The sequence below is a fragment of the Cellulosimicrobium sp. GQ32 genome, from assembly GCF_059758455.1.
On the sequence record NZ_JCAXEP010000014.1, the window covers coordinates 90,461 to 113,498 of the forward strand.

19 protein-coding genes and 2 tRNA genes are annotated in these 23,038 nt (G+C 74.0%); 12 read left to right on the forward strand and 9 right to left on the reverse strand.

Translation table 11 applies throughout. The annotated features are described in order from the left end of the window. The first annotated feature begins 11 nt into the window (after positions 1–11). The gene (gene malQ / locus AC6CH9_RS18780) at positions 12–2,195 is read left to right on the forward strand and encodes a 4-alpha-glucanotransferase (protein WP_498156254.1); all 2,184 of its coding nucleotides are present in this window, start codon (positions 12–14) and stop codon (positions 2,193–2,195) included. Between the two features lie 615 nt (positions 2,196–2,810). On the opposite strand, the gene pepN is transcribed toward malQ, so the two are convergent. Continuing rightward, positions 2,811–5,390 (reverse strand): aminopeptidase N, encoded by a 2,580-nt coding sequence (gene pepN / locus AC6CH9_RS18785; protein ID WP_498156255.1) that lies wholly within the window; start codon positions 5,388–5,390, stop codon positions 2,811–2,813. Positions 5,391–5,624: 234 nt separating this feature from the next. On the opposite strand from pepN, the gene AC6CH9_RS18790 reads away from it, so the two are divergent. Both AC6CH9_RS18790 and AC6CH9_RS18795 read left to right on the forward strand, forming a co-directional pair. Further along, complete coding sequence (locus tag AC6CH9_RS18790; RefSeq protein WP_389280324.1) at positions 5,625–6,269, forward strand: mycothiol-dependent nitroreductase Rv2466c family protein; 645 nt, start codon at positions 5,625–5,627, stop codon at positions 6,267–6,269. Between the two features lie 165 nt (positions 6,270–6,434). Beyond that, on the forward strand, positions 6,435–7,604 hold the full coding sequence (locus AC6CH9_RS18795; RefSeq protein WP_498156256.1) for a hypothetical protein: 1,170 nt from the start codon (positions 6,435–6,437) through the stop codon (positions 7,602–7,604). 110 nt (positions 7,605–7,714) lie between these two features. On the opposite strand, the gene AC6CH9_RS18800 is transcribed toward AC6CH9_RS18795, so the two are convergent. Beyond that, positions 7,715–9,778 carry a M13 family metallopeptidase gene (locus AC6CH9_RS18800; RefSeq protein WP_498156257.1) on the reverse strand — a complete coding sequence of 688 codons (2,064 nt, stop codon included), beginning with the start codon at positions 9,776–9,778 and terminating at the stop codon, positions 7,715–7,717. A gap of 60 nt (positions 9,779–9,838) precedes the next feature. On the opposite strand from AC6CH9_RS18800, the gene AC6CH9_RS18805 reads away from it, so the two are divergent. Both AC6CH9_RS18805 and AC6CH9_RS18810 read left to right on the forward strand, forming a co-directional pair. Then, positions 9,839–10,300 carry a ribose-5-phosphate isomerase gene (locus AC6CH9_RS18805; protein WP_047234459.1) on the forward strand — a complete coding sequence of 154 codons (462 nt, stop codon included), beginning with the start codon at positions 9,839–9,841 and terminating at the stop codon, positions 10,298–10,300. Position 10,301: 1 nt separating this feature from the next. After that, on the forward strand, positions 10,302–11,333 hold the full coding sequence (locus AC6CH9_RS18810) for an Fpg/Nei family DNA glycosylase (protein ID WP_498156258.1): 1,032 nt from the start codon (positions 10,302–10,304) through the stop codon (positions 11,331–11,333). Positions 11,334–11,336: 3 nt separating this feature from the next. Here AC6CH9_RS18810 and AC6CH9_RS18815 read toward each other — a convergent pair whose 3' ends face one another. Then, positions 11,337–12,677, reverse strand: a complete 1,341-nt coding sequence (locus tag AC6CH9_RS18815; RefSeq protein WP_498156259.1) for a GNAT family N-acetyltransferase — start codon at positions 12,675–12,677, stop codon at positions 11,337–11,339. A 66-nt stretch (positions 12,678–12,743) separates the two neighbouring features. Between AC6CH9_RS18815 and AC6CH9_RS18820 the strand changes: the two genes are divergently transcribed. After that, positions 12,744–13,160, forward strand: coding sequence for an MGMT family protein (locus AC6CH9_RS18820; protein ID WP_498156260.1), 417 nt, complete (start codon positions 12,744–12,746; stop codon positions 13,158–13,160). A 51-nt stretch (positions 13,161–13,211) separates the two neighbouring features. Here the strand turns inward: AC6CH9_RS18820 and AC6CH9_RS18825 are convergent, their stop codons facing one another. The 6 genes from AC6CH9_RS18825 to AC6CH9_RS18850 form a co-directional block, all read right to left on the reverse strand. Beyond that, entirely contained in the window at positions 13,212–14,255 is a 1,044-nt protein-coding gene (locus tag AC6CH9_RS18825; RefSeq protein ID WP_498156261.1) for an LLM class F420-dependent oxidoreductase, read from the reverse strand. A 152-nt stretch (positions 14,256–14,407) separates the two neighbouring features. Then, positions 14,408–15,424 (reverse strand): DUF1648 domain-containing protein, encoded by a 1,017-nt coding sequence (locus tag AC6CH9_RS18830; protein ID WP_498156262.1) that lies wholly within the window; start codon positions 15,422–15,424, stop codon positions 14,408–14,410. Then, on the reverse strand, positions 15,421–15,774 hold the full coding sequence (locus tag AC6CH9_RS18835; RefSeq protein ID WP_426311444.1) for a GntR family transcriptional regulator: 354 nt from the start codon (positions 15,772–15,774) through the stop codon (positions 15,421–15,423). Before AC6CH9_RS18835 ends, AC6CH9_RS18830 begins: the two co-directional genes overlap by 4 nt. A gap of 92 nt (positions 15,775–15,866) precedes the next feature. After that, positions 15,867–16,496 carry a serine O-acetyltransferase EpsC gene (epsC, locus tag AC6CH9_RS18840; RefSeq protein WP_498156263.1) on the reverse strand — a complete coding sequence of 210 codons (630 nt, stop codon included), beginning with the start codon at positions 16,494–16,496 and terminating at the stop codon, positions 15,867–15,869. Between the two features lies 1 nt (position 16,497). Further along, entirely contained in the window at positions 16,498–17,433 is a 936-nt protein-coding gene (gene cysK / locus AC6CH9_RS18845) for a cysteine synthase A (RefSeq protein WP_498156264.1), read from the reverse strand. A 508-nt stretch (positions 17,434–17,941) separates the two neighbouring features. Next, positions 17,942–18,012, reverse strand: a tRNA-Gly gene (locus tag AC6CH9_RS18850). A 200-nt stretch (positions 18,013–18,212) separates the two neighbouring features. Between AC6CH9_RS18850 and AC6CH9_RS18855 the strand changes: the two genes are divergently transcribed. From AC6CH9_RS18855 to AC6CH9_RS18880, 6 genes are all read left to right on the forward strand, one after another. Next, positions 18,213–18,286 (forward strand) — tRNA-Pro (locus AC6CH9_RS18855). An 84-nt stretch (positions 18,287–18,370) separates the two neighbouring features. Then, the gene (locus tag AC6CH9_RS18860; protein ID WP_498156265.1) at positions 18,371–19,324 is read left to right on the forward strand and encodes a DMT family transporter; all 954 of its coding nucleotides are present in this window, start codon (positions 18,371–18,373) and stop codon (positions 19,322–19,324) included. Positions 19,325–19,433: 109 nt separating this feature from the next. Further along, complete coding sequence (gene tig, locus AC6CH9_RS18865) at positions 19,434–20,843, forward strand: trigger factor (RefSeq protein ID WP_498156266.1); 1,410 nt, start codon at positions 19,434–19,436, stop codon at positions 20,841–20,843. A gap of 259 nt (positions 20,844–21,102) precedes the next feature. Beyond that, positions 21,103–21,750 (forward strand): ATP-dependent Clp protease proteolytic subunit, encoded by a 648-nt coding sequence (locus tag AC6CH9_RS18870; protein WP_087471688.1) that lies wholly within the window; start codon positions 21,103–21,105, stop codon positions 21,748–21,750. 37 nt (positions 21,751–21,787) lie between these two features. Continuing rightward, the gene (locus AC6CH9_RS18875) at positions 21,788–22,504 is read left to right on the forward strand and encodes an ATP-dependent Clp protease proteolytic subunit (protein WP_047232615.1); all 717 of its coding nucleotides are present in this window, start codon (positions 21,788–21,790) and stop codon (positions 22,502–22,504) included. A 213-nt stretch (positions 22,505–22,717) separates the two neighbouring features. Beyond that, positions 22,718–23,038 (forward strand): ClpX C4-type zinc finger protein (locus AC6CH9_RS18880; RefSeq protein WP_498156267.1); only part of this gene is annotated, 321 nt, incomplete at its 3' end.

Below are 23,038 nucleotides of genomic sequence, written 5' to 3' on the forward strand. Positions count from 1 at the left end.
AGGATGCAGGCGTGAGCGAACCCCCGCAGACGGACCTGCCCGAGCCGTTGGTGCAGCTGGCCGACGCCCACGGCGTCGCGTCCGACTTCTGGGACTTCGACGGGTCGCGCCGCCAGGTCCGCGCCTCGACTCTCGTCGCCGTGCTCGAGGCCCTCGGTGTCCCCGCCTCGTCGCCCGAGAAGGTGGCGGTGAGCCTCGAGCACTCGCGCGACGACGCGTGGCGCCAGATGCTGCCGCCGACGGTCGTCGTGCGGCAGGGCGACGCCGTCCCGCTCCCCGTGCACGTCGCCGACGGGTCCGCCGTCGAGGTGTGGGTCGAGCTCGAGGCCGAGCCGTCACGCCACGGTGGCCAGCCGACCGGGCAGCACGCGGCACGGGCCGCGCGCGAGCGCCGCGACCTGGGCCAGCTCGACGTGTTCGTCGAGCCGCGCACGGTCGACGGCCGGCGCGTGGGGCGCGCGACGTTCGAGGTGCCCGCCGACCTGCCCCTCGGGTGGCACGACCTGCACGCCGAGAGCGACGGGACGCAGGCCCGCGCGACGCTCGTCGTGACGCCGCAGCGCCTCGAGCTGCCCGCCCCGGTCCTCGAGCGCCGCGCCTGGGGCTTCATGGCACAGCTCTACTCGGTGCGCTCCCGGGCCTCGTGGGGCGTCGGTGACCTCGCCGACCTCGCCGACCTCGCCTGGCTGTCCGCGCGCGAGGCCGGGGCCGACTTCGTCCTCGTCAACCCGCTGCACGCCGCCGAGCCGCGCACCCCCATGACGCCCTCGCCCTACCTGCCGACGAGCCGGCGCTTCGTCAACCCGATCTACGTCCGGGTCGAGGACATCCGCGAGACGGGCTACCTGTCGGCCGCGGACCGCTCGCTCGTCGAGTGGGCGTTCGACCCGGTGCGCGACCTCGACACCGATCCCGGACCGATCGACCGCGACGCCGCCTGGGACGCCAAGAAGGCCGCGCTCGAGGTCGTCTTCGCGGCTCCTCGGTCGACCGCGCGCCAGGCGTCGCTCGACGCGTTCCGCGCCGAGCAGGGACGTGGCCTCGAGGACTTCGCGACCTGGTGCGCGCTCGCCGACCACTACGGCGACCGCGACTGGCCGCCCGGCGCGTACGACCCGCACGGCCCGACCGTCGCGGCCCTGCGCGAGCAGCTCGCCGACCGGGTCGAGTTCTACTGCTGGCTCCAGTGGGTCGCCGACGAGCAGCTCCGGGCTGCCCAGCGCACCGCGCGCGAGGCCGGCATGTCGGTCGGGATCATGCACGACCTCGCGGTCGGCGTGCACCCCGAGGGCGCCGACGTGTGGGCGCACCGCGGCGTGCTCGCCACCGGGGTCTCCGTCGGCGCGCCCCCGGACATGTACAACCAGCAGGGGCAGAACTGGTCCCAGCCGCCGTGGCACCCGCGCGCGCTCGCCCGGGCCGGGTACGCGCCCTACCGCGACATGCTGCGGACGGTCCTGCGCCACGCGGGCGCGATCCGGATCGACCACGTCATCGGGCTCTTCCGCCTGTGGTGGATCCCCGGCGGAGCGCGCGCCGACGCCGGCGCGTACGTCCGCTACGACCACGAGGCCCTGATCGGCATCCTGTGCCTCGAGGCCCACCGCGCCGGGGCGATCGTCATCGGGGAGGACCTCGGCGTGTTCGAGCCCTGGGTGCGCGACTACCTCGCCGACCGCGGCGTGCTCGGCACGTCCGTGCTCTGGTTCGAGAAGACGGGCGACGGCGCGCCGCTTCCCCCGGAGGACTACCGCCGGCTCGCGCTCGCGACCGTCACGACCCACGACCTGCCACCCTCCGCCGGCTACCTCGCGGGCGAGCACGTCGAGCTGCGCGACCGGCTCGGCGTCCTCACCGAGGACGTCGCCGACGTGCGCCGCGCCGCCCGTGCTGAGCGGGATGCCATGGTCGCGTTCCTGCGCGAGCGCGGGCTCGTCGGCGACGACCCGTCCGAGCGCGAGCTCGTCGAGGCCCTGCACCGCCTGATCCGCAGCACGCCTGCCGTCCTGCTCGGCGTCTCGCTCGCCGACGCGGTGGGGGAGCGCCGCTCGCAGAACCAGCCCGGCACGGACCAGGAGTACCCCAACTGGAAGGTGCCGCTCGGCGACGCGTCGGGCAACGTCGTCCTGCTGGAGGACCTCTTCGACTCCGCCCGCCTGCGCTCCCTCGCGAAGGCCATGAACGACGCCCTCTGACCCGCCGAGGTAGAACCCTGGTTGGCCGAGGTAGAACCCTGGTAGCGCGAGGTAGAACCCTGGTAGCGCGAGGTAGAACCCTGGTAGCGCGAGGTAGAGCCGTGGTCTTTGGGCTCGACGGCGTGTGGCCGGGTGGGGTGGTCGGGGTGGGTGGTGGCGCCGCGTCTACCACCCGCCGCTCGTTCCTCGCGGCTCCCGCGTTCTCGGTCGGGATCGTCCTGCGTTCGCCGGCTCACTCCGGACGATCCCTCGTTCCAGGCCCGCCACGACGCGGCACCACCATCCACCTCGCCCGGCGCCGTCTCATCCTGGTCTTCGTCTTCCCGGGCGGATGTCCGCGTGGTGTCTCGCGTCTCGCGGTCGCGGCCCAGCCTTGCGCCGCACTGGTGGCCGGCTACCGTTGACGAACCGACCGCGCCAGGTGAGCGAACACCGTCGCGCACGACTACGGTTCAACCTCGGCGGGCGGCGGGGCGTGGGCCGCGCCGCACCGCGGACCCGGCCTCGCGGGCTTGAGGACGACTGCGGGTCGCGGACACCGACCGCGCGTCGAGACAGACTGCGAAGCGCCGGGCCGCCCCGTCGTGACGGGCGACCCGGCGCTTCGGGGAGAGGTCAGGCGTCGGCGGCCTGGGCGGTGAGGGCGCGCTCGACGCCGGCGAGGTTCTCGACGACCAGGCGACGCAGCGCGGGTGCGGCGTCGGCGTTGGCGTCGAGCCACTCCTGCGTCGCGTCGCGCAGGACGGTGCTCGCGAGCGGTGCCGGGTAGAGCCCGGTGACCAGCGCTTCGGCGATGTGGTACGACCGCCGGTCCCACAGCGGCAGCAGCGCGTCGAAGTACGCGCCGACGAGCGGGGCGAGGGACTCGGGGTCGTTGACGTGCTGGAAGCCGAGCGTCGTGGCGCGGACGATCGCGTTGGGCGCGTCGTCCGAGCCGACGAGGCGGTCGAATGCCGCGCGCTTCGCCTCGGCCGTGGGCACCGTGGCACGGGCGCGGGCGGCGGACTGCTGGCCGGTCGCCGTCGAGTCGGCGGCGAGGGTCGCCTCGATCTCCGCGTCGTCCGCGAGGTCGAGCAGGACCAGGCCCTCGAGGATCTCCCAGCGCAGGTCGGTGTCGATCTCGAGCCCGTCGAGGGCGGCCGAGCCGTCGAGCAGCGACCGCAGCGCCTCGCCGTGCGCGGGGGTGGAGGCGAGGTGCGCGAAGAACTTCACGAGCTGGAACTGCAGGTCGGAGCCTGAGGCGGCGTCCTGCGCGAGCGACCAGAGCACGTCCCCGACGTGCGCGAGGGTCTCGTCCCGACGCTCCGGCGCGACGTACGTCTTCGCGGCGAGCGCGAGCTGGTTGAGCGTCGTGCGGATCGTCGTCGACTCGGTCTCGCGCGCGATGTTGCCGAGCACGAGGCGCACGTAGTCGCCGGCCGGCGTCTCGCCGTCGCGCGTCGCGTCCCACGCGGAGCCCCAGACGAGCGAGCGGGCCAGCGGGTCCGCCAGGTCGGCGAGGTGCTCGGTGGCCACCTGGAGCGACGCGTCGTCGAGGCGGATCTTCGCGTAGGCGAGGTCGTCGTCGTTGAGCAGGACGAGCTGCGGGCGGTCGAGCCCGAGGAGCTCGGGGATCTCGGTGCGGGCGCCGTCGACGTCGACCTCGACGCGGTGGACGCGCGTGAGGACGCCGTCCACGAGGTCGTAGAGGCCGATGCCGAGACGGTGGGGACGCAGCGTCGGGTGGTCCGCGGCGGCCGACTGCAGGACGGCGAAGGTCGTGAAGCGACCGTGCGCGTCGAGCTCGAACTCGGGGCGCAGCGTGTTCACGCCCGCCGTCTCGAGCCACAGGGCCGACCACTGCGTGAGGTCGCGGCCGCTCGTCGCCTCGAGCTCGACCAGCAGGTCGCGCAGCTCGGTGTTGCCCCACGCGTGCTTGCGGAAGTACGCGGCGACACCGGCGAGGAACTGCTCCTTGCCGACCCACGCGACGAGCTGCTTGAGCACGGACGCGCCCTTGGCGTAGGTGATGCCGTCGAAGTTGACGAAGACGTCCTCGAGGTCGTTGATCGTCGCGACGATCGGGTGCGTCGAGGGGAGCTGGTCCTGGCGGTACGCCCACGACTTCTCCATCGCGGCGAACGTCGTCCAGGCCTCGCGCCACTCGGTGGCCTCGGCGGTCGCGAGGGTGGAGGCGTACTCGGCGAACGACTCGTTGAGCCACAGGTCGTTCCACCACTTCATGGTGACCAGGTCGCCGAACCACATGTGCGCGAGCTCGTGGAGGATCGTCACGACGCGGCGCTCCTTGACGGCGTCGGTGACCTTGGAGCGGAACACGTAGGTCTCGGTGAACGTCACGCACCCGGCGTTCTCCATCGCGCCCATGTTGTACTCGGGCACGAAGAGCTGGTCGTACTTGTCGAACGGGTACGGGTGCTCGAACGCGGACTCGAAGAACGTGAAGCCCTCGCGGGTCTTGTCGAAGACGTAGTCGGCGTCCATGTGGTCCGCGAGCGAGGCGCGGCAGAAGACGCCGAGCGGGATGGTGCGGCCGTCGGACGACGTCAGCTCGCTGCGCTCCACGACGTAGGGACCCGCGACGAGCGCGGTGATGTACGAGGAGATCCGCGGCGTCGGCTCGAACGCCCACCGCGCGACCTCGACGTCACCCGCGCCGGTGCCCGTCGGGTCGGCCTTGGTGCCGAGCGCCTCGGGTGCCGGCGTCGGCTGGTTGCTCACGACCTCCCACGCCGCGGGCGCGGTGACCGTGAACGCGAACGTGGCCTTGAGGTCGGGCTGCTCGAACACGGCGAACACGCGCCGCGAGTCGGGGACCTCGAACTGCGTGTAGAGGTAGACCTCGCCGTCGACGGGGTCGACGAACCGGTGCAGGCCCTCGCCCGTGTTCGTGTACGCGCAGTCGGCGACGACGCGCAGCTCGTTGTCGGCCGCGAGGCCCTCGAGCGCGATGCGCGAGTCCGCGACGACCTCCGCCGGGTCGAGGGAGCGTCCGTTGAGCACGACCTCGCGCACGGTCGGGGCGACGAGGTCGACGAACGTGCTCGCCCCCTCGGTCGCGGTGAACCGCACCACGGTCGTCGACGCGAACGTCGTCGCCCCCGTCGTGAGGTCGAGGTCGACCTCGTAGGACTGGACGTCGACGATCGCCGCGCGCTCGCTCGCCTCGGCGCGGGTGAGGTTCTCTCCGGGCACTGCATCTCCTCGGTCTCGGGTCGGGCCGGGCGGCCTCGACGGCGGCCTGTGGGCCACGGACGATCATCCCACGGGCGTCCGCCCCCGCCCCCGGGAATACCCTCCGGGAATACGCCGCGCCCGCCCGGTGTCGAGACTGGGTGGGCGACGCCGTCGGCCGCCCGCGCGCGCCGCCCTGCCACTCCGGCGACCCGGGTCCACCGGGCGCCGCCCACGACGAAGGAGACCCGTCCCGTGACCCTCACCGCGACGTCCGACACCACCGCGACCGAGGACGCCGTGCGCGTCGCCGACTTCTGGTTCGACCCCGTGTGCCCGTGGGCGTGGATGACGAGCCGCTGGATGGGTGAGGTCGAGCAGGTGCGCGACGTCACCGTCCGCTGGCACGTCATGAGCCTCGCCGTGCTCAACGAGGGCCGGGACCTGCCGGAGGAGTACCGCGAGCTCATGGAGAAGGCGTGGGGCCCGGTGCGCGTGGTCACCGCCGCGCGCGTCGAGCACGGCGAGGAGGTCGTCAAGCCGCTCTACGACGCGATCGGGACGCGCCTGCACCCGGGCGGCCGCACGGACTACGACGCGGTGCTGCTCGAGGCGCTCGCGGAGGTGGGCCTGCCCGCGTCGCTCGCGGAGGCGGCGGGCTCCGACGCCTACGACGAGCAGCTCCGCGCGTCGCACGCCGAGGGGATCGGGCGCGTCGGCGAGGACGTCGGCACGCCGGTCGTCGCGTTCGGCGACACCGCCTTCTTCGGCCCGGTCGTGACGCCCGCCCCGAAGGGTGAGGCCGCAGGTCGGCTGTGGGACGGGTGCGTGCTCGTCGCCAGCACCCCCGGCTTCTTCGAGATCAAGCGCACGCGCACTCAGGGCCCGGTCTTCGACTGACCCGGTCAGGCCCGGGAACCTCGCCGACGGGACCGTCCCGCCGTCGGTGGGGTTCGACCCGCACGGGTGCCTCGTGCCATGCTTCGTCAGGTTGCGGGCGGTGTCAGGAGCGCCCGCCGCCCGGTCGTGCCGGGTGAGTCCGACGAGGAGCCCGCGAGGAGCCGCATGTCCCCGAACGCACCCGTGCCACCACCGCCGCCGCCCCCTGGCGGCGTGCCGGGGCGCGCGGTCGGGAGGGACGACGCCCAGCCGACCCAGGCGCTCGCCGGCCCGGTGCCGGGCGCGGCGGCGGCCGTGCCGCCGTCGTTCGCGCCCACGAGCGGGCCGACGGCCCAGGCGCCCCGCGCCACGCCCGCGGACGGGCAGCCGACCGTCGTCGCGTCGTCGTTCCAGCCGACGACGGTCCAGCACGTCACGCCGATCACGGAGCTCCCGACCGCGGCCCAGCCCGCGGTGCCTGCCGCGGTGCCCCCGCAGCGGGTGCGCTACGCGACCGAGCAGAACGGCTTCGGTGTCGCCGCTCCCGTCGGGACGGCCGCGAGCCGACCGGTCTACGCGGACGCCGCGCCGACGGGCTACGCGCCGACGAGCGCGTACGGCGCTCCGTCGTACGACCCCGGGGTGCCGGCGAGCTACGCCTCGGCCGCGCAGCAGCCCCAGCCCGCCTACCACCCGCCGGCCTCGGCGGCGGCGTCCGCGGCGTCGCCCCGCGCGGCGGCCGGCGCGGGTGCGTCGGGCGCGACGCCCCGTCCGCCCGCCGGGCGCGGCGGGAGCAACGGCGGCGGTGGCCGCAGGTCGGACCGGCTGAGCCCCGGGTGGATCGCGTTCATCGTGGTCGACGCGCTGCTCGTCATCGGGGCGATCGTGTTCGCGATCTCGCTGCTCGGGAGCGGGGACGACGACGACCCCGCGGGCGGGGCGACCCCGCCCCCGTCCGCGACCGCGACGGAGGGGACCGAGGAAGCGCCCCCGGCCGAGCCCACCGTGTCCGAGACGTTCGCGTCGGAGTCTCTCAACATCACGTGCGAGGTCACCGACCTCAGCGCGACGTGCGTGATCGCCCAGCTCGGGACCCAGCCGGCGCCCGTGGCGGGCTGCGACGGCACGGTCGGCTACAAGGTCGTCCTCGGCGCCGACGGCAGCGTCGAGCAGCCCTGTGTCCCGGCGGCCGAGCAGCCGCAGCCCGCACCGAGCGGCACCGCGGTCCTGGACTACGGGACGTCCAAGACGGTCGGCCCCTTCACGTGCGACAGCGCGGAGACGGGCATGACGTGCCGCGACGACGCGACGGGCAAGGGGTTCACGATCGCCCGCGCCGGCATCCGGACGCTCTGAGCAGCTGAGAGCCGCTCGGAGCGGAGCCGGGCGATCCCGGCACGCGGGCGGTCCCTGCACGCAGAGGGGCCCGCGGCGGGCGAACTGCCGCGGGCCCCTCGTGCTTCGCGTCACCAGATGCGCACGCGCTCCTCGGGGGCGAGGTACAGCGCGTCACCGGGCTGCACGTCGTAGGCCGCGTAGAACTCGTCGACGTTGCGCACCACGCCGTTGCAGCGGAACTCGTTGGGGGAGTGCGGGTCCGTCGCGATGCGGCGCACGACCTCCTCGTCCCGGCCCTTGGACTGCCAGACCTGCGCCCAGCCGAGGAACACGCGCTCGATCCCCGTGAGCCCGTCGACGACGGGTGCCTCGTCGAGCGGTCGGCCGAGCGCGATCCGGTAGGCCTTGAGCGCGATCGACAGGCCGCCGAGGTCGCCGATGTTCTCGCCGATCGTCAGCGCGCCGTTGACGTGCGGGCCGTCCTCGCCGAGCTGGGCGGGGCGGAACGCGTCGTACTGCGCGATGAGCGCCTTGGTGCGCTTCTCGAACTCCTCGCGGTCCGTCGTCGTCCACCAGTCCTCGAGCCGGCCCGCACCGTCGTACTTGGAGCCCTGGTCGTCGAAGCCGTGCCCGATCTCGTGCCCGATCACGGCGCCGATGCCGCCGTAGTTCACGGCGTCCTCGGCCTCGGGGTCGAAGAACGGGGGCTGGAGGATCGCGGCGGGGAAGACGATCTCGTTCATGCCCGGGTTGTAGTACGCGTTGACGGTCTGCGGGGTCATGAACCACTCGTCGCGGTCCAGCGGCTTGCCGATCTTGCCGAGCTCGCGGTCCTGCTCGAACGCGTGGGCGCGGCGGACGTTGCCGACGAGGTCGTCCGCCTCGACGACGAGCGCCGAGTAGTCGCGCCACCTCACCGGGTAGCCGATCTTGGGCGTGAAGGCCTCGAGCTTGGCGAGCGCCTTCTCCTTGGTCTCCTCCGTCATCCACTCGAGCGTCGTGATCGACTCGCGGTACGCGGCGACGAGGTAGGCGACGAGCTCCTCCATGCGCGCCTTGTGTGCGGGCGGGAAGTGCCGGGCCACGTACTGCGCGCCCACGGCCTCGCCGAGCGCGCCCTCGACGACGGACACGCCGCGCTTCCAGCGCTCACGCACCTCCTGCGCGCCCGACAGCGTGCGGCCGTAGAAGTCGAAGTTGGCCTCGACGGCCTCGTCGGTGAGGTACGGCGCGCGGGCGGTGACCAGGTGGTACACCATCCAGAGCTTCCAGTCCTCGAGCGGCTCGCTCGCCCACAGCTCGGCGAAGCCGGCCGCGAAGTCCGGCTCGCGCACGACGACGTCGTCCAGCGAGCCCTGCGGCGCACCGAGCGCGAGGACCCACGCGCGCCAGTCGAACCCGGGCGCCTCGTCGGCGAGGGCGGCGAGCGTGCGGGGGTTGTAGGTGAGGTCGGCGTCGCGGTCGCGCACGACGTCCCAGTGCTTCGCCGCGAGCCTGGTCTCGAGCGCCAGGATCCGCGCGGCCGCGTCCTCCGGGGTCGCGCCCCACGTCTCGGCGGTGACGCCCGCGAGGGCGAGCATGCGCGCGACGTGCGGCACGTACTTCTCGCGCACCGGCGCGTACTGGTCCTCGCGGTAGTACGCCTCGTCGGGGAGGCCCAGGCCGGACTGGTAGAGGTAGGCGACGTACCGCTCGGGGTCCTTCGCGTCGTTGTCCACCCAGAAGCCGACGGCGCCCGCGCCCCCGGTGCGCTGGAGCGCGCCGAGCGCGCCGGTGAGCTCGGCCTGCGTCGTCGCGGCCGCGATCAGCGCCAGATCGGTCTGGAGCGGGGTGGTGCCGAGAGCCTCGATCCGGTCGGTGTCCATGAAGCTCGCGTAGAGCGCGCCGACCTTCGCCGCGTCGGCGCCGACGTCCTCGGCTCCCGATGCCACCTGCTCGCCGAGGTCCGTGATGATCTCGCGCACGTGGACCTCGGCCTGGTCGTGCAGCGCGCGGAACGCGCCGTCCATGGCGCGGTCGGCGGGGATCTCGTGCGTCGCGAGCCAGCGTCCGTTGACGTGGCGGTACAGGTCGTCCTGCGGCCGGACGGCAGGGTCCAGCGCGTCCAGGTCGATGCCGGAGCGCTCGGTGCCGACGGTTCCGGTCGTGCCGGACGAGGACGCGGGCGTGGACGTCGGGGAGGTCTGTGTCATGCGTCTCAGGCTACGGCCTCCCCCCGACGTCCCGGTGCCCTGCTGGGGCATGATGGGCCCATGCGCGTTCACCTCGCCGCGGACCACGCCGGCTACGAGCTCAAGACCCATCTCGTCGAGCACCTCGAGGCCGCGGGGCACGACGTCGTCGACCACGGGGCCCACACCTACGACGCGCAGGACGACTACCCGTCGTTCTGCTTCGCGGCGGGCGAGGCGGTCGCCGCCGAGCCGGGCTCGCTCGGCGTCGTGATCGGCGGATCGGGCAACGGGGAGCAGATCGCGGCCAACAAGGTCGTCGGGGTGCGGGCCGCGCTCGCGTGGAACCTCGAGACCGCCCGCCTCGGCCGCCAGCACAACGACGCGAACGTCGTCGCGGTGGGTGCGCGCCAGCACTCGGTCGACGAGGCCGTCGAGCTCGTCGACGCGTTCCTCGCCGAGCCGTTCAGCGGCGACCCGCGCCACCAGCGCCGGATCGACCAGCTCGCGGCGTACGAGGCGACGCGCGGCACCTCCGCCTGACGTGCCCGAGGGGCACACCGTCCACCGGCTCGCGCGCGCGTTCGGCGAGCTCTTCACGGGCGAGACGCTCGCCGTGAGCAGCCCGCAGGGCCGGTTCGCCGCGGGCGCGGCCGTGCTCGACGGGCACGTCCTCGTCGCGAGCGAGGCGTGGGGCAAGCAGCTCTTCCTCGGGTTCGCCGACCCGACGCTCCTCGGTCGGGGGGCCGCCGGACGGCCCGACGACGTGCGCTGGCTCCGCGTCCACCTCGGCCTCTACGGCGCCTGGACGTTCGCGGGCGACGGCAGCACCGCCGTCGTGCACGCGATCGGTGCCCCGCGGCGCCGCATCGGGGAGCGCGAGACGGTCCCGGCGGGGCCGGGCGCACCCGAGCCTGCGCCCGACGACGCGTGGTCGCCCCCGCCGCCCCGCGGCGCGGTGCGCGTGCGGCTCGTGGGGGCGCACGCCGTCGCCGACCTCACCGGGCCGACGGCGTGCGAGGTGGTCACGGCCGAGGAGAAGCGTGCCGTCGAGGACCGGCTCGGGCCCGACCCGATCCGCGACGCCGCTCCCGACGAGGGCGACCCGCGCGAGCAGTTCGCCGCCGCCGTGCGGCGCTCGCGCAGCGCGGTGGGGCTGCTCCTCATGAACCAGGACGTCGTCGCCGGCGTCGGCAACATCTACCGCGCGGAGTCCCTGTTCCGCGCGCGGCTCGACCCGATGCGCCCCGGTCGTGACGTGCCCACCGAGGACCTGCGCGCGCTGTGGGACGACCTCGTCGTGCTCATGCGCGACGGCACCCGGACGGGGGCCATCGTCACGACCAAGCCCGAGGACCGCGACGACGCGGCGACCACGACCGACGTGGTCGAGACGCCGCCCGGGCGCCGCCGCGTGCGGCAGAACACCGACGACGCGCCCGACGCCGTCCCGGCGGAGGACGCGTTCTACGTCTACCACCGGGACGGGCTGCCGTGCCGCGTGTGCGGCACGCCCGTGCTGCTCAAGGAGCTCGCCGGCCGCAACCTCTACTGGTGCGGCGTCTGCCAGGGCTGAGCCTCAGAAGACCCAGCTGCACACCGGGGCGACGGGCCAGCCGAACGCCGCGCCAGCGCGGGCGAGGGCGCCGGGGGAGTGCTCGGTGACGAGACCCGCGGCGCCGAGGGCTGCGAGCGACGTCCCGCCGAGGTACGCGGCGCCGAGCTCGCGCACGTCCAGCGAGAGGTCCGCGGCGTCCTCGGTGCGCTCGGCCGTCGCGTCCCCGAAGGCTCCGGCCCGCAGCCGCCAGCGGCCCGCGTTGTGCGGCAGGCGCCCGTCCGTCACGTGCAGGACGACGTCCACGTCCGCCGCGTAGCGCCGCGCGGTCAGCGCGGCCGGCACGTCCACGACGCGCACCCAGAGGTTGTCCGCGAGGCGCGGTGACGCGGAGCGCGGGTCCACGAGGAGGCTCGTGACGACGTCGTCGACCGGCAGCATGAAGGGCGTGACCTCGTGCGTGAGGTCGAGGTCGGTGAGCACGCCCCACAGCGCGCGTGCCGCCGCGGCGTCCAGCGCGACGACCTCGCCCGTGCTCACGGGCCCGCGCGGCCCGGTGACCTCCCAGGACAGCTTGCGGTGGAACCGTGCGTACCCGCGCGGCTCGCCGTCGAGCTCGACGATCGCGATGCGCGTGGGCTCGCGGTCCTTGCGCCACACCTTCGCGTCGTCCCAGAACGTGGCCTGGAGCTCGGAGGTCTCGCGGGTCGCCCAGCCCGGGCGGTTGATTCCCGCGCCCTGGCCGGTCGGGTCGGCGCCGGCCTGCTCGTGCAGCGCGGCGACGAGCGCGCCGTGGCGCTCGCGGTCGGCCCGCTCGATGCGCACGGTGTGGCGCTCGGCACCGGGGACGTCGCGCAGCGCGGCGCCGCGCGGCACGGTGAGGCGGACGTCGTCGGCGGCCTTGCCGTAGCCGAAGCGCCCGTAGATGGCCGCCTCCGCCGCGAAGAGCGCGGACACGGGCTCGCGGCGCTCGCGGCACCGCGCGAGGTGCGTGTCGATCATGGCGGAGAGGATCCCGCGGCGGCGGTGCCCGGGGTGGACGCCCACCCACGTGAGGCCGGCGACCGGCGCGGTCGCGCCGGGGACGGGGAACCGCGCGAACGGGTACGAGGCGTGCATGCCCACGAGCTCTCGACGCACGGGCCGCGCGCCGTCGACGGGCGGCGCGTCGTCGTCCTCGTGCTCGACCGTCACGCCGAGCGTGCGCTCCCACGTGAGGGGGAACGGGAGGTCGACGAGCTCGTCGACCTCGACCGGGGAGGGGAACGTCGTGGTGTCCAGCTCGAGCACGTCGCGGAGGTCGGACGCCGAGAGGGGGACGAGCTCGTAGCCGTCGGGGAGGCGCGCGGGGCGGTGGTCGTTCATGGCCTCGATCCTCCTGGCTCGGCACGCGTCGCGCCAGGACAAATGCGGCGGCTAGGGTCGGGACCCATGGCACGACGCACGGGAGGCTCGACCGCGGACCGGCCCCGGGTCGGCGACACCGGCACGGACCGCACGGCGCTCGCCGCCGAGTACGCGGGCGCCGTGCTCGCGCTCGTCCGGCGCATCCCACCGGCGCGCGCCATGACGTACGGGCTCGTCGCGGAGATCGTCGCCGAGACGCTGAACCGCGGTGGCCCACGCCAGGTCGGGCAGGTCCTCGCGGGGTCGTCCGGCGTGGACGACGACGGAGCGCCGGTCCCGTGGTGGCGCGTCGTCAACGCGGCGGGCTCGCCGCCTGCGCACCACCTCGACGCGGCGCTCACGGAGCTGCGCGCCGAGGGGTGCCCGCTGTCGCGCGACGGCCGCCGCGTCGACCTGCGCCGCGCGGTCTGGTTCCCCGAGGACGACACCCCCGACCGTTGAGCGCGGGGCAGCCGTCGTCCGAACGACCACGGGACGACGGATGCCCGGCGCTCAGCGAGAGGGGCGGGGCGCGAGGAGCGGGGCGAGCGTCTGCACGGCCGTCGCGTCGCCCTGGACGAGGAGGGTCGTGACCGCGGTCTCGCGCCACGCGGCGAGGTCCCGCGCGATCTTCTCCGGCGGGCCGACGAGCGCGACGTCCTCGACCATCGCCGTCGGGACGGCGGCGGCCGCGAGGTCCTTGCGCCCGGCGAGGTAGTGCGCCTGGATCTCGTCGCACGCCTCAGCGTACCCGAGGCGGTCGAGCGCGTCTCGGTGGAAGTTCGCGCCCTTGGCGCCCATGCCGCCCACGTAGAGCGCGAGGAACGGGCGCACCTGGTCGGCGGCCTGCTCGACGTGCTCGCGTACGACGACCGGGACCGTCGCGCTCACCTCGAACGCGGCCTCGGGAGAACGTTCCGGCGCGCGCCGCGCGAAGCCGTCGGCGAGGAGCTCGCGGAACGTCGCGTCCATGCGGGGCGAGTAGAAGAGCGGGAGCCACCCGTCGGCGATCTCGGCCGCGAGCGCGATGTTCTTGGGCCCCTCCGCGGCGAGGTGGATCGGCAGGTCCGCGCGCAGCGGGTGCACGGTCGAGCGCAACGGCTTTCCCAGGCCCGTGCCCTCGGGCAGGGGGAGCGGGTAGTGCGGACCGGCCGACGTGACGGGGGCCTCGCGGCGCAGGACGTCGCGCACGACCTGGACGTACTCACGCGTGCGGGCGAGCGGCTTCGCGTACGGCTGCCCGTACCAGCCCTCGACGACCTGCGGGCCCGAGACACCGAGCCCGAGGACGAACCGGCCGCCCGAGAGGTGGTCCATCGTCAGCGCGGCCATCGCGGTGGCGGTCGGGGTGCGGGCGGAGAGCTGCGCGACGGCGGTCCCGAGTCGGATCCGGGACGTGCGCGAGCCCCACCACGCGAGCGGTGTGAAGGCGTCGGAGCCGTAGGCCTCCGCAGTCCACACGGAGTCGACGCCGAGGTGGTCGGCCGCGACGATCGCGTCCTGGATGCCGTCCGGGGGACCGGCCGACCAGTAGCCGGTGTGGATGCCGAGACGCATGCGGGCTCCTCCTCGTCGAGGGTCGTCGTACGGGTGCGCCCGCGTACCGGGCGCCGAGCCGGGGCGTGGTGCGCGGGTGCGGGCGGTACCCGGTCGCGCGCCGGGCAGGGGGTATCCGGTACGCGGAGTCTCGGGTACCGCCCTGCTCCAGACTAGCGGATCCGGCGGGCTCGGTCGGCGAGGGTGTTGAGGAGCGCCGCCGCGGTCCCGGCGTCGTCGACCGTGACCACGAGCGCGCGGCCGCCCGTACGCTCGACGCGCAGCGACTCGCCGGCGCGCACGATGATGCCCACGGCGCCGTCCCGACCGGCGCGCCAGCCCCAGCCGCCGAAGTCGCGCATCGGTGAGACGTCGGCGACGTCGGCCCGCACCACCTCGTCGACCGGGACACGCGTGCGGGGGAACCCCAGCGTCGACCGGACCGAGAGCCCGCCCTCGTCGACGCGCACGACCCACGACATCATCGCGGCGAGCAGCAGTCCCAGGACCACCGGCACGAGGAGGAGCGCCCACTCGCGCAGGACGAGCGCCAGGACCGTGGTGAGGACGATCGCGCCCATCGCGACGAGCACCGTCGGCCCGCCGCTCACGCGCCCGACCCAGGCCGCCCGCTCGCCCGGCCGGAGCGCGACCCGGGGCGCGTCCTCGGGCACCCCGGCGTCGGTCGGGTCCGGGCGGTCGCCCGGGACCAGCACCCCGACCGCGACGCCCACGAGGAGACCGGTACCCAGCGCGACGGCCGTGACGGCGCCCAGCCCGCCGACGTCGTGGGCGTCGGCGAGGCCGCGCTGGATCCAGAGCGACCCGAGGGTGAGGACCGCGAGCATGACGGGGAGCCCGACGGCGACCCCCGCGGCGACGCGCCGGTTCGCCGCCGACCGCCCCAGGAACGCCGTCATCGCCGCGAACCCCGCGGAGGCGACCAAGCCCAGGGCGGCGCTCCCCGCGACCGCCGCGCCGAGCGGCGCGAAGCCGTCCGCGCCGCCGGTGCCCCAGTGGATCGCCACGGGGTCGGGGAGGTCCGCCGACCAGCTGAGGGCGACGAACGCCGCGACCACGGTGACGACCACCCCCGCCGCGCCGACGGCGAGCGCGAGCGTGCGGTGGTCGTCCGGGCGACCGTCCTCGGTCGGTCGTCCGGGCGAGCGGCGCGGGGCGGCTGGGGTCATCGGAGGGCCTCCTTCACGAGGGTCAGGACGGTCTCAGGCGGCAGGGCGAGGGCGCGGGCCTCGGCCGCGACACGGTCGACGGCGGCGCGCAGCGACGTGAGGTCGACGGCAGCGGGTGCCGTGACGACGGCGCCGCGCCCGCGACGGAGGTCGACGAGGCCCTCGTCACGGAGCTCCTGGTAGGCGCGCAGCACGGTGTGCACGTTGACGTCGAGCGCCTCGGCGAGCTCACGGGCCGCGGGGAGCCGCTCGCCCGGGGCGAGCCGCCCCTGGACGACGCCCAGGCGCACCTGGGCGACGAGCTGAGCGAACAGCGGCTCGTCGGCCTGCGGGTCGATGCGGAACATCACGAGTCCAGTCTAGTTGTTCTAGGGCAACTAGAACAAAGACGTCCGACGACGGGGCCGCCGTCGTTCCCGACGGCGGCCCCGCGTCCGTGGGCTCAGATGACGTACTCGATGAGGAGCGACGGGTCCTCGACGGCGTCCCGCGCCGCGGGCGCGGCGGCGGGCGTGCGGATCTTCGCCGGGACCCCGACCGCGACCGCCCCGGCGGGCACGTCCTTCACGACGACGGCGTTGGCCCCCACCTGCACGTCGTCGCCGATCCAGACCGGCCCGAGGATCTTGGCGCCTGCCCCGACGACGACACGGTCCCCGAGCGTCGGGTGCCGCTTGCCGCGCTTCATCGACCGCCCGCCGAGGGTGGACGTGTGGAAGAGCACCACGTCGTCGCCGACGACCGCCGTCTCGCCCACGACGACCCCCATGCCGTGGTCGATGAACAGGCGCCGGCCGATGCGCGCGCCGGGGTGGATCTCCACGCCGGTCAGCGCCCGCGCCGCCTGCGAGACGAGGCGTGCCGGGAGGCGCAGCAGAGGCTCGCGCCACATGCGGTGCGCGAGCCGGTAGGCCCACACGGCGTGCACGCCCGGGTACGCCAGCGCGACCTCGAGGCGGCTGCGGGCGGCGGGGTCCCGCCGCCGGGCCGCCTCGAGGTCCTCGCTGAGCACGCGCACGAACCGGCGCAGCCGGTAGCCGGCCGTCCGGTGGTGGGGACGCGGGTCGGTCACGTCAGTCCAGCAGGTCGGCGTAGAGCACGGAGGACAGGTAGCGCTCACCGAACGAGGGGATGATCGTCACGATGAGCTTGCCCGCGTTCTCGGGGCGCGCGGCGAGCTGGAGCGCGGCGGCGATCGCGGCGCCGGACGAGATGCCGACCAGCAGCCCCTCCTCCTTCGCGGCGCGGCGCGCGAACTCGACCGCGGTCTCGGCGTTGACGTCGATCACCTCGTCGTAGACCGAGGTGTCGAGGATCTCGGGCACGAAGTTCGCGCCGATGCCCTGGATCTTGTGCGGGCCGGGCTGGCCGCCGTTGAGGATGGCCGACTCCTCGGGCTCGACCGCGACGATCTGCACGCCGGGCTTGCGCTCCTTGAGCACCTGGCCGACGCCCGTGATCGTGCCACCGGTGCCGATCCCCGCGACGACGATGTCGACGGCGCCGTCCGTGTCGGCCCAGATCTCCTCCGCCGTCGTGCGGCGGTGGATCTCGGGGTTGGCCTCGTTGGCGAACTGACGCGCGAGGATCGCGCCCTCGCGCTCGGCGACGACCTCGTCCGCGCGGTTGACCGCGCCCTTCATGCCCTCGGACCCCGGCGTCAGGATGAGCTCGGCACCGAACGCACGGAGCAGCGCGCGCCGCTCCTTCGACATCGTCTCGGGCATCGTCAGCACGACGTCGTAGCCGCGTGCGGCGCCGACCATCGCGAGCGCGATGCCGGTGTTGCCGGAGGTCGCCTCGACGATCGTCCCGCCCGGCTTCAGCTCGCCCGACGCCTCCGCGGCGTCGATGATCGCCACGCCGATGCGGTCCTTCACCGAGTTCGCCGGGTTGTAGAACTCGAGCTTGCCCACGACGGTGGCGCCGAGGCCGTCCGTGAGCTTGTTGAGACGGACCAGGGGGGTGTTGCCGACGAGCTGCGTGACGTCGTCGTAGATGCGTGCCATGTCTTCCTCTTCTGTCGACGGCTCGGGGTGAGCCGGGGGTGGGGGTACCGATCAGGGGACGGGGGCCGTCGCGTCCCGCGGCCACGGTGCCCAGCGTCTCCCGGGGACGCTGCGGGCGCGCGCGGACGACGGCGGCGGCTCGTGCGGACGGACGGCCGGGATGCGGCGCGCAGAGGCGCGCGGGGCGGCGGGCGTCAGCGACAGCCGAGACAGCGACAACAGGAGACGCGCGACGTGGCGCGCTGCAGCGGTGCGGGACGCGCGATCGTCGCGGTCATTCCTCGCTCCTCCTGGTCGGTCGCGCCGCGGTCGCCCGGAGGCCCGGGCTGCGGGCGGCGCGTGTGATCCCGAGGCTATCGGTCCGCGTCCGGACCCTGCAACGCCGTCCACGAGGCGGTCGCCCGGTCGGGGGCGGGCGGGACGACGACGAGGGGCGCCCCGCCGGCCTGGCAGGGCGCCCCTCATGACGTTCGACATCCACGTCCGGGACGGAGCCGGGACGTGCGGGAGCGGGCGACGGGAATCGAACCCGCGTAGCCAGTTTGGAAGACTGGGGCTCTACCATTGAGCTACGCCCGCGCGGGCCGTGGGACCGGGATCCGGGCTCCCCGGCCGGAGGGCCGAGGACCGGCGCGGCGCCGACCTGCGGCCGCAACCTTAGCAAACCCCGGTGGCTCTGCCCGCCGCCTGCCCGCCGCCTGCCACGGTGGCGTCCCGCGTCGACGAGGGTGCCCTCACCCGCCAGTACACTTGCCCTGGCCCGCCGCCGCGGCGGGCGACGGGGTGTGGCGCAGGTTGGTAGCGCGTCCGCTTTGGGAGCGGAAGGTCGCAGGTTCAAATCCTGTCACCCCGACCTTCGCGCGGCGCCCCTCGGGGGCGTCGCGGGGCGTCGTCGACGCCCGGGCCGTCGCGTCGGCCCCGTCCTCGAGAGGTGCCCGTGACCCCGACCACACCCGCGTCCGGCCCGGCGACCGGGGTCACGCTCGCGGCCCTGGTCGCGGCGGGCAGCGGTGCGGTGCTGTCGCTCCAGGGGCGGCTCAACGGCGACCTCGCGGCCGCCGGGACCGGACCCGTGGTCGCCGCCTGGCTCTCCTACGTCGGGACCTTCCTCGCGACCGTGCTCGTGGTGGTCGCCCGCCGCCGTGTCCGCTCCACGCTCCACGTCCTGCGCACGTCCGCGTCCTGGTGGTGGTTCGCGGTCGGGCTGTGCAGCGTCCCGATCGTCGTCGCCATGGCCGCCGGGGTCCCGCTCGTCGGCGTCGCGGTCGCGTCCGTGTGCTCGGTCGCCGGCCAGACGGTCGCGGGTCTCGCGCTCGACGCGCGCGGCGTCGGGCTCCCCGCCCCGCTGCGGCTCACCGCGCGCCGGGCCGCCGCGGGACTCGCGGCGCTCGTGGGCCTGGGCGTCGCGGTGCTCGGCGGCGCGACGACCGACGCGGGGTGGGGCGCCGTCCTCGCCGGCGTCGCGCTGTTCGTCGGCGGCGCCGTCCTGTGCGGGCAGCAGGCCGGGAACGGCCGGGTCACGCAGCTCACGGGCGACCCGGTCGTCGCGACCCTCACCTCGGTCACGGGCGGGCTCGTCGGCATCTCCGTCGTCTGCGCGCTGGCCGTGCCCCTCGGCGGGCTCGACGGCGTCACGCTGCCCGGGCAGTGGTGGCTCTACCTGGGCGGCCCGCTCGGGACGCTCGTCACCGTGGCGGCCGCGTACGCGGTGCGCCACCTCGGCACGTTCGTCCTCACGATCGCCGTCGTCGGCGGCCAGATGGTCATGGCCGCGCTGCTCGACGTGCTCGGCGTCGTCGGGCTGCGGTGGCAGACCGTCGTCGCGACCGCCGTCGTCGGGCTCGCCGTCGTCCTGGTGGTCCAGCGCCCGGGTCCGCGCACGTCGGCCTGACCGCTGCGCTTGACCGCTCGCGTACCATGGAACGGTTGCCCGTACGCCTGCGTGCGGAGCCGTCCCCGGCCGGACGCCGGCCCACCCCGATCAGTTGGAGATCATCGAAGTGAAGAGCGCCGTCGAGACCCTGGACCCCACCAAGGTCAAGCTGACCGTCGAGGTGGAGTACGACGAGCTCAAGCCGAGCATCGAGCACGCCTACCAGCACATCGCGGAGCAGGTGAACATCCCCGGCTTCCGCAAGGGCAAGGTCCCGCCGCGCGTGATCGACCAGCGCGTCGGCTGGGGCGCCGTCATCGAGCACGCCGTCAACGACGGCCTGTCCGGCTTCTACCGCCAGGCCGCGAGCGAGGAGAGCCTGCGCCCGCTCGGCCAGCCCGAGGTCGAGGTCACCGAGATCCCGGCCAAGGCCGGCGAGGGCCAGCTGGTCTTCACCGCCGAGGTCGAGGTCCGCCCCGAGATCACGCTGCCCGCCCTCGACTCGCTCGCCATCACGGTCGAGCCCGCCGAGGTCACCGACGAGGACGTCACCGAGCGCCTCGACGCGCTGCGCGAGCGCTTCGGCACCCTCGTCGGCGTCGACCGTCCCGCGGCCGAGGGCGACTTCGTCGTCCTCGACCTCAAGGCCGAGATCGACGGCGAGGAGGTCGACTCCGTCTCCGGCGTCAGCTACCAGATCGGCTCGGGCAACATGCTCGAGGGCCTGGACGAGGCGCTGACCGGCCTCTCGGCCGACGAGACGACCACGTTCAACGCCCCGCTGGCCGGTGGTGAGCACGAGGGCAAGGAGGCGTCCGTCACCGTCACGGCGACGTCCGTCAAGCAGCGCGACCTGCCCGAGGCGGACGACGACTTCGCCCAGCTCGCGTCCGAGTTCGACACGCTCGAGGAGCTCACCGCGGACCTGCGCGAGCAGGTCGCGAGCATCAAGACCTCGAACCAGGCCGTCGCCGCGCGCGACGAGCTCCTCAAGGCGCTGGGCGAAGCCGTGGAGATCCCCGTCCCGTCGGGCGTCGTCGAGGCCGAGGTGCACCGTCACCTCGAGTCCGAGGGTCGTCTGGAGGACGAGACGCACCGTGCCGAGGTCACCGTGGAGGCGACCGACGCCATCCGTAACCAGATCCTGCTCGACACCCTCGCCGAGCAGCTCGAGATCAAGGTCGCGCAGAACGAGCTCCTCGAGTACCTCGTGAGCGCGTCGCGCCAGTACGGGATGGACCCGAACCAGTTCATCCAGTCGCTCGACCAGGGCGGGCAGATCCCGGCGATGGTCGGCGAGGTCGCGCGCTCCAAGTCGCTCGCCGTCGCGCTGCGCCAGATCGAGGTCAAGGACTCCGCCGGCAACGTCGTCGACCTCACCGAGTTCATCGGCTCGGACGACGAGGACGCCGCCGCGGACGAGTCGGTCGAGGACGTCGCGGCCGAGCCCGTCGAGGAGGCCCTCGTCGACGACTCCGCCGACGCCGCCGCCGAGGCGCCGGTCGAGGACGACGAGAAGGACGCGACGAAGGCCTGACACGGCACCGGCCGTCCGGCCGGAGCAGGTCGCACGACGGCCCGCACCCTCCGCGCGAGGGGGCGGGCCGTCGTCGTGCCGGTGCCGTGACGGCGTGCACCGGCCGCGTGGTGCGCCGTCAGCGAAAACGCGCGCTATCGGGACGAACGCCGGGCACGGACCGCGTTAGGGTCACTTGCAGCACGGCTGGACCGGGACACCCTCCCGGTACCGGCCAGGGCAGCGCAGGCGGGGGCGACCCGCGGGAGCGACGAAGGAGATGGAAGTGAACGAGCTGTACCTGCCGTCCGATGCGACGGCCCCGGTCAACCGCGCCGAGGGTCCGGGCTTCGGACTCAACGACTCCATCTACAACCGGCTCCTCAAGGAGCGCATCATCTGGCTCGGCTCGGAGGTGCGCGACGAGAACGCGAACGCCATCTGCGCGCAGATGATGCTGCTCGCCGCGGAGGACCCGGAGAAGGACATCTGGCTCTACATCAACTCTCCCGGCGGGTCGATCACGGCCGGGATGGCGATCTACGACACCATGCAGTACATCCAGCCGGACGTCGCGACGATCGCCATGGGCATGGCGGCCTCGATGGGGCAGTTCCTGCTCTCGTCCGGCACCAAGGGCAAGCGGTACGCGACGCCGCACGCGCGCGTCATGATGCACCAGCCCTCGGGCGGCATCGGCGGCACGGCGACCGACGTGCGCATCAACGCACAGCTCATCATGCACATGAAGCAGGTGCTCTCCGAGCTGACGGCCGAGCAGACCGGCAAGCCGCTCGAGCAGATCCTCAAGGACAACGACCGCGACAGCTGGTTCACGGCCGAGGAGGCGCTGGAGTACGGCTTCATCGACCACGTCGTCACCAACGCGTCGTCCGTGACCGGCGGCGGCGGCACCACGGGTTCCTGACCCCGCACCGGACACCAGACTTCACCGAGGAGAACCCGTGAGCTTCAGCGCCGAGTCCCAGTACCTGTCCACCGCGCAGCGCCTCGCCGGCGCGGGCGCGCGCCCCGGCGGCATCGCGCTGCCGGGCGGCGCGCCGTCGGCCCGCTACGTGCTCCCGCAGTTCGAGGAGCGCACCGCGTACGGCTTCAAGCGGCAGGACCCTTACACCAAGCTGTTCGAGGACCGCATCATCTTCCTGGGCGTCCAGGTCGACGACGCGTCCGCGGACGACGTCATGGCCCAGCTCCTCGTGCTCGAGAGCCAGGACCCCGACCGCGACGTCATCCTCTACATCAACTCGCCGGGCGGGTCGTTCACCGCGATGACCGCGCTCTACGACACGATGCAGTACATCAAGCCGCAGATCCAGACGGTCTGCCTGGGCCAGGCGGCCTCCGCCGCGGCCGTCCTGCTCGCCGCCGGACAGCCGGGCAAGCGCCTCGCGCTCCCGAACGCGCGCGTGCTCATCCACCAGCCCGCGATGGAGGGTGGCGGCTACGCGCAGGCGTCGGACATCGAGATCCACGCGAACGAGCTCATCCGCATGCGGGAGTGGCTCGAGGACACGCTCGCGCTGCACTCGGGCAAGTCGGTCGAGCAGGTCCGCCAGGACATCGAGCGCGACAAGATCCTCACCGCCGAGCAGGCGAAGGAGTACGGCCTCGTGGACCAGGTCCTCGAGAGCCGCAAGGCCGTCGCGGTCAACAAGCCCTGACCGTGACCGCCCGACCAGCATGACCTCACGCCGCGCCGTCGTCCCCCGCCGGGGGACGGCGGCGCGACACGTTGCGCCCCGTACGGGGAGCCCACCTGACAACGAGGGCCCCGTGGTGTGGAATGGGGAGCAGGACTCGCTCGGCCGTGCCCGGGCCCCGCGCCGTCGAACCCGACGGCAGGAGGCCTCGGCACCGGGACAAGGAGACGCGTAGTGGCTCGTATCTCAGACGGCGCCGACCTGCTGAAGTGCTCGTTCTGCGGCAAGTCGCAGAAGCAGGTCAAGAAGCTCATCGCGGGCCCCGGGGTGTACATCTGCGACGAGTGCATCGACCTGTGCAACGAGATCATCGAGGAGGAGCTCGCCGAGGCGACAGAGCTCGGCCTCACGGAGCTGCCCAAGCCCAAGGAGATCTTCGAGTTCCTCGAGCAGTACGTCATCGGCCAGGACGCCGCGAAGCGGGCCCTGGCCGTCGCCGTCTACAACCACTACAAGCGCGTCCAGGCGGGCGAGCAGTCCAAGCCGTCGAGCCCG

What these genes read in the sequence shown, in the direction of transcription:
- AC6CH9_RS18795 (WP_498156256.1), top strand. Translation starts at nt 6,435, where the DNA reads ATGTCCCCGAACGCACCCGTGCCACCACCGCCGCCGCCCCCTGGCGGC.
- AC6CH9_RS18800 (WP_498156257.1), bottom strand. Translation starts at nt 9,778, where the DNA reads ATGACACAGACCTCCCCGACGTCCACGCCCGCGTCCTCGTCCGGCACG.
- AC6CH9_RS18805 (WP_047234459.1), top strand. Translation starts at nt 9,839, where the DNA reads ATGCGCGTTCACCTCGCCGCGGACCACGCCGGCTACGAGCTCAAGACC.
- AC6CH9_RS18815 (WP_498156259.1), bottom strand. Translation starts at nt 12,677, where the DNA reads ATGAACGACCACCGCCCCGCGCGCCTCCCCGACGGCTACGAGCTCGTC.
- AC6CH9_RS18820 (WP_498156260.1), top strand. Translation starts at nt 12,744, where the DNA reads ATGGCACGACGCACGGGAGGCTCGACCGCGGACCGGCCCCGGGTCGGC.
- AC6CH9_RS18825 (WP_498156261.1), bottom strand. Translation starts at nt 14,255, where the DNA reads ATGCGTCTCGGCATCCACACCGGCTACTGGTCGGCCGGTCCCCCGGAC.
- AC6CH9_RS18830 (WP_498156262.1), bottom strand. Translation starts at nt 15,424, where the DNA reads ATGACCCCAGCCGCCCCGCGCCGCTCGCCCGGACGACCGACCGAGGAC.
- cysK (WP_498156264.1), bottom strand. Translation starts at nt 17,433, where the DNA reads ATGGCACGCATCTACGACGACGTCACGCAGCTCGTCGGCAACACCCCC.
- AC6CH9_RS18870 (WP_087471688.1), top strand. Translation starts at nt 21,103, where the DNA reads ATGGAAGTGAACGAGCTGTACCTGCCGTCCGATGCGACGGCCCCGGTC.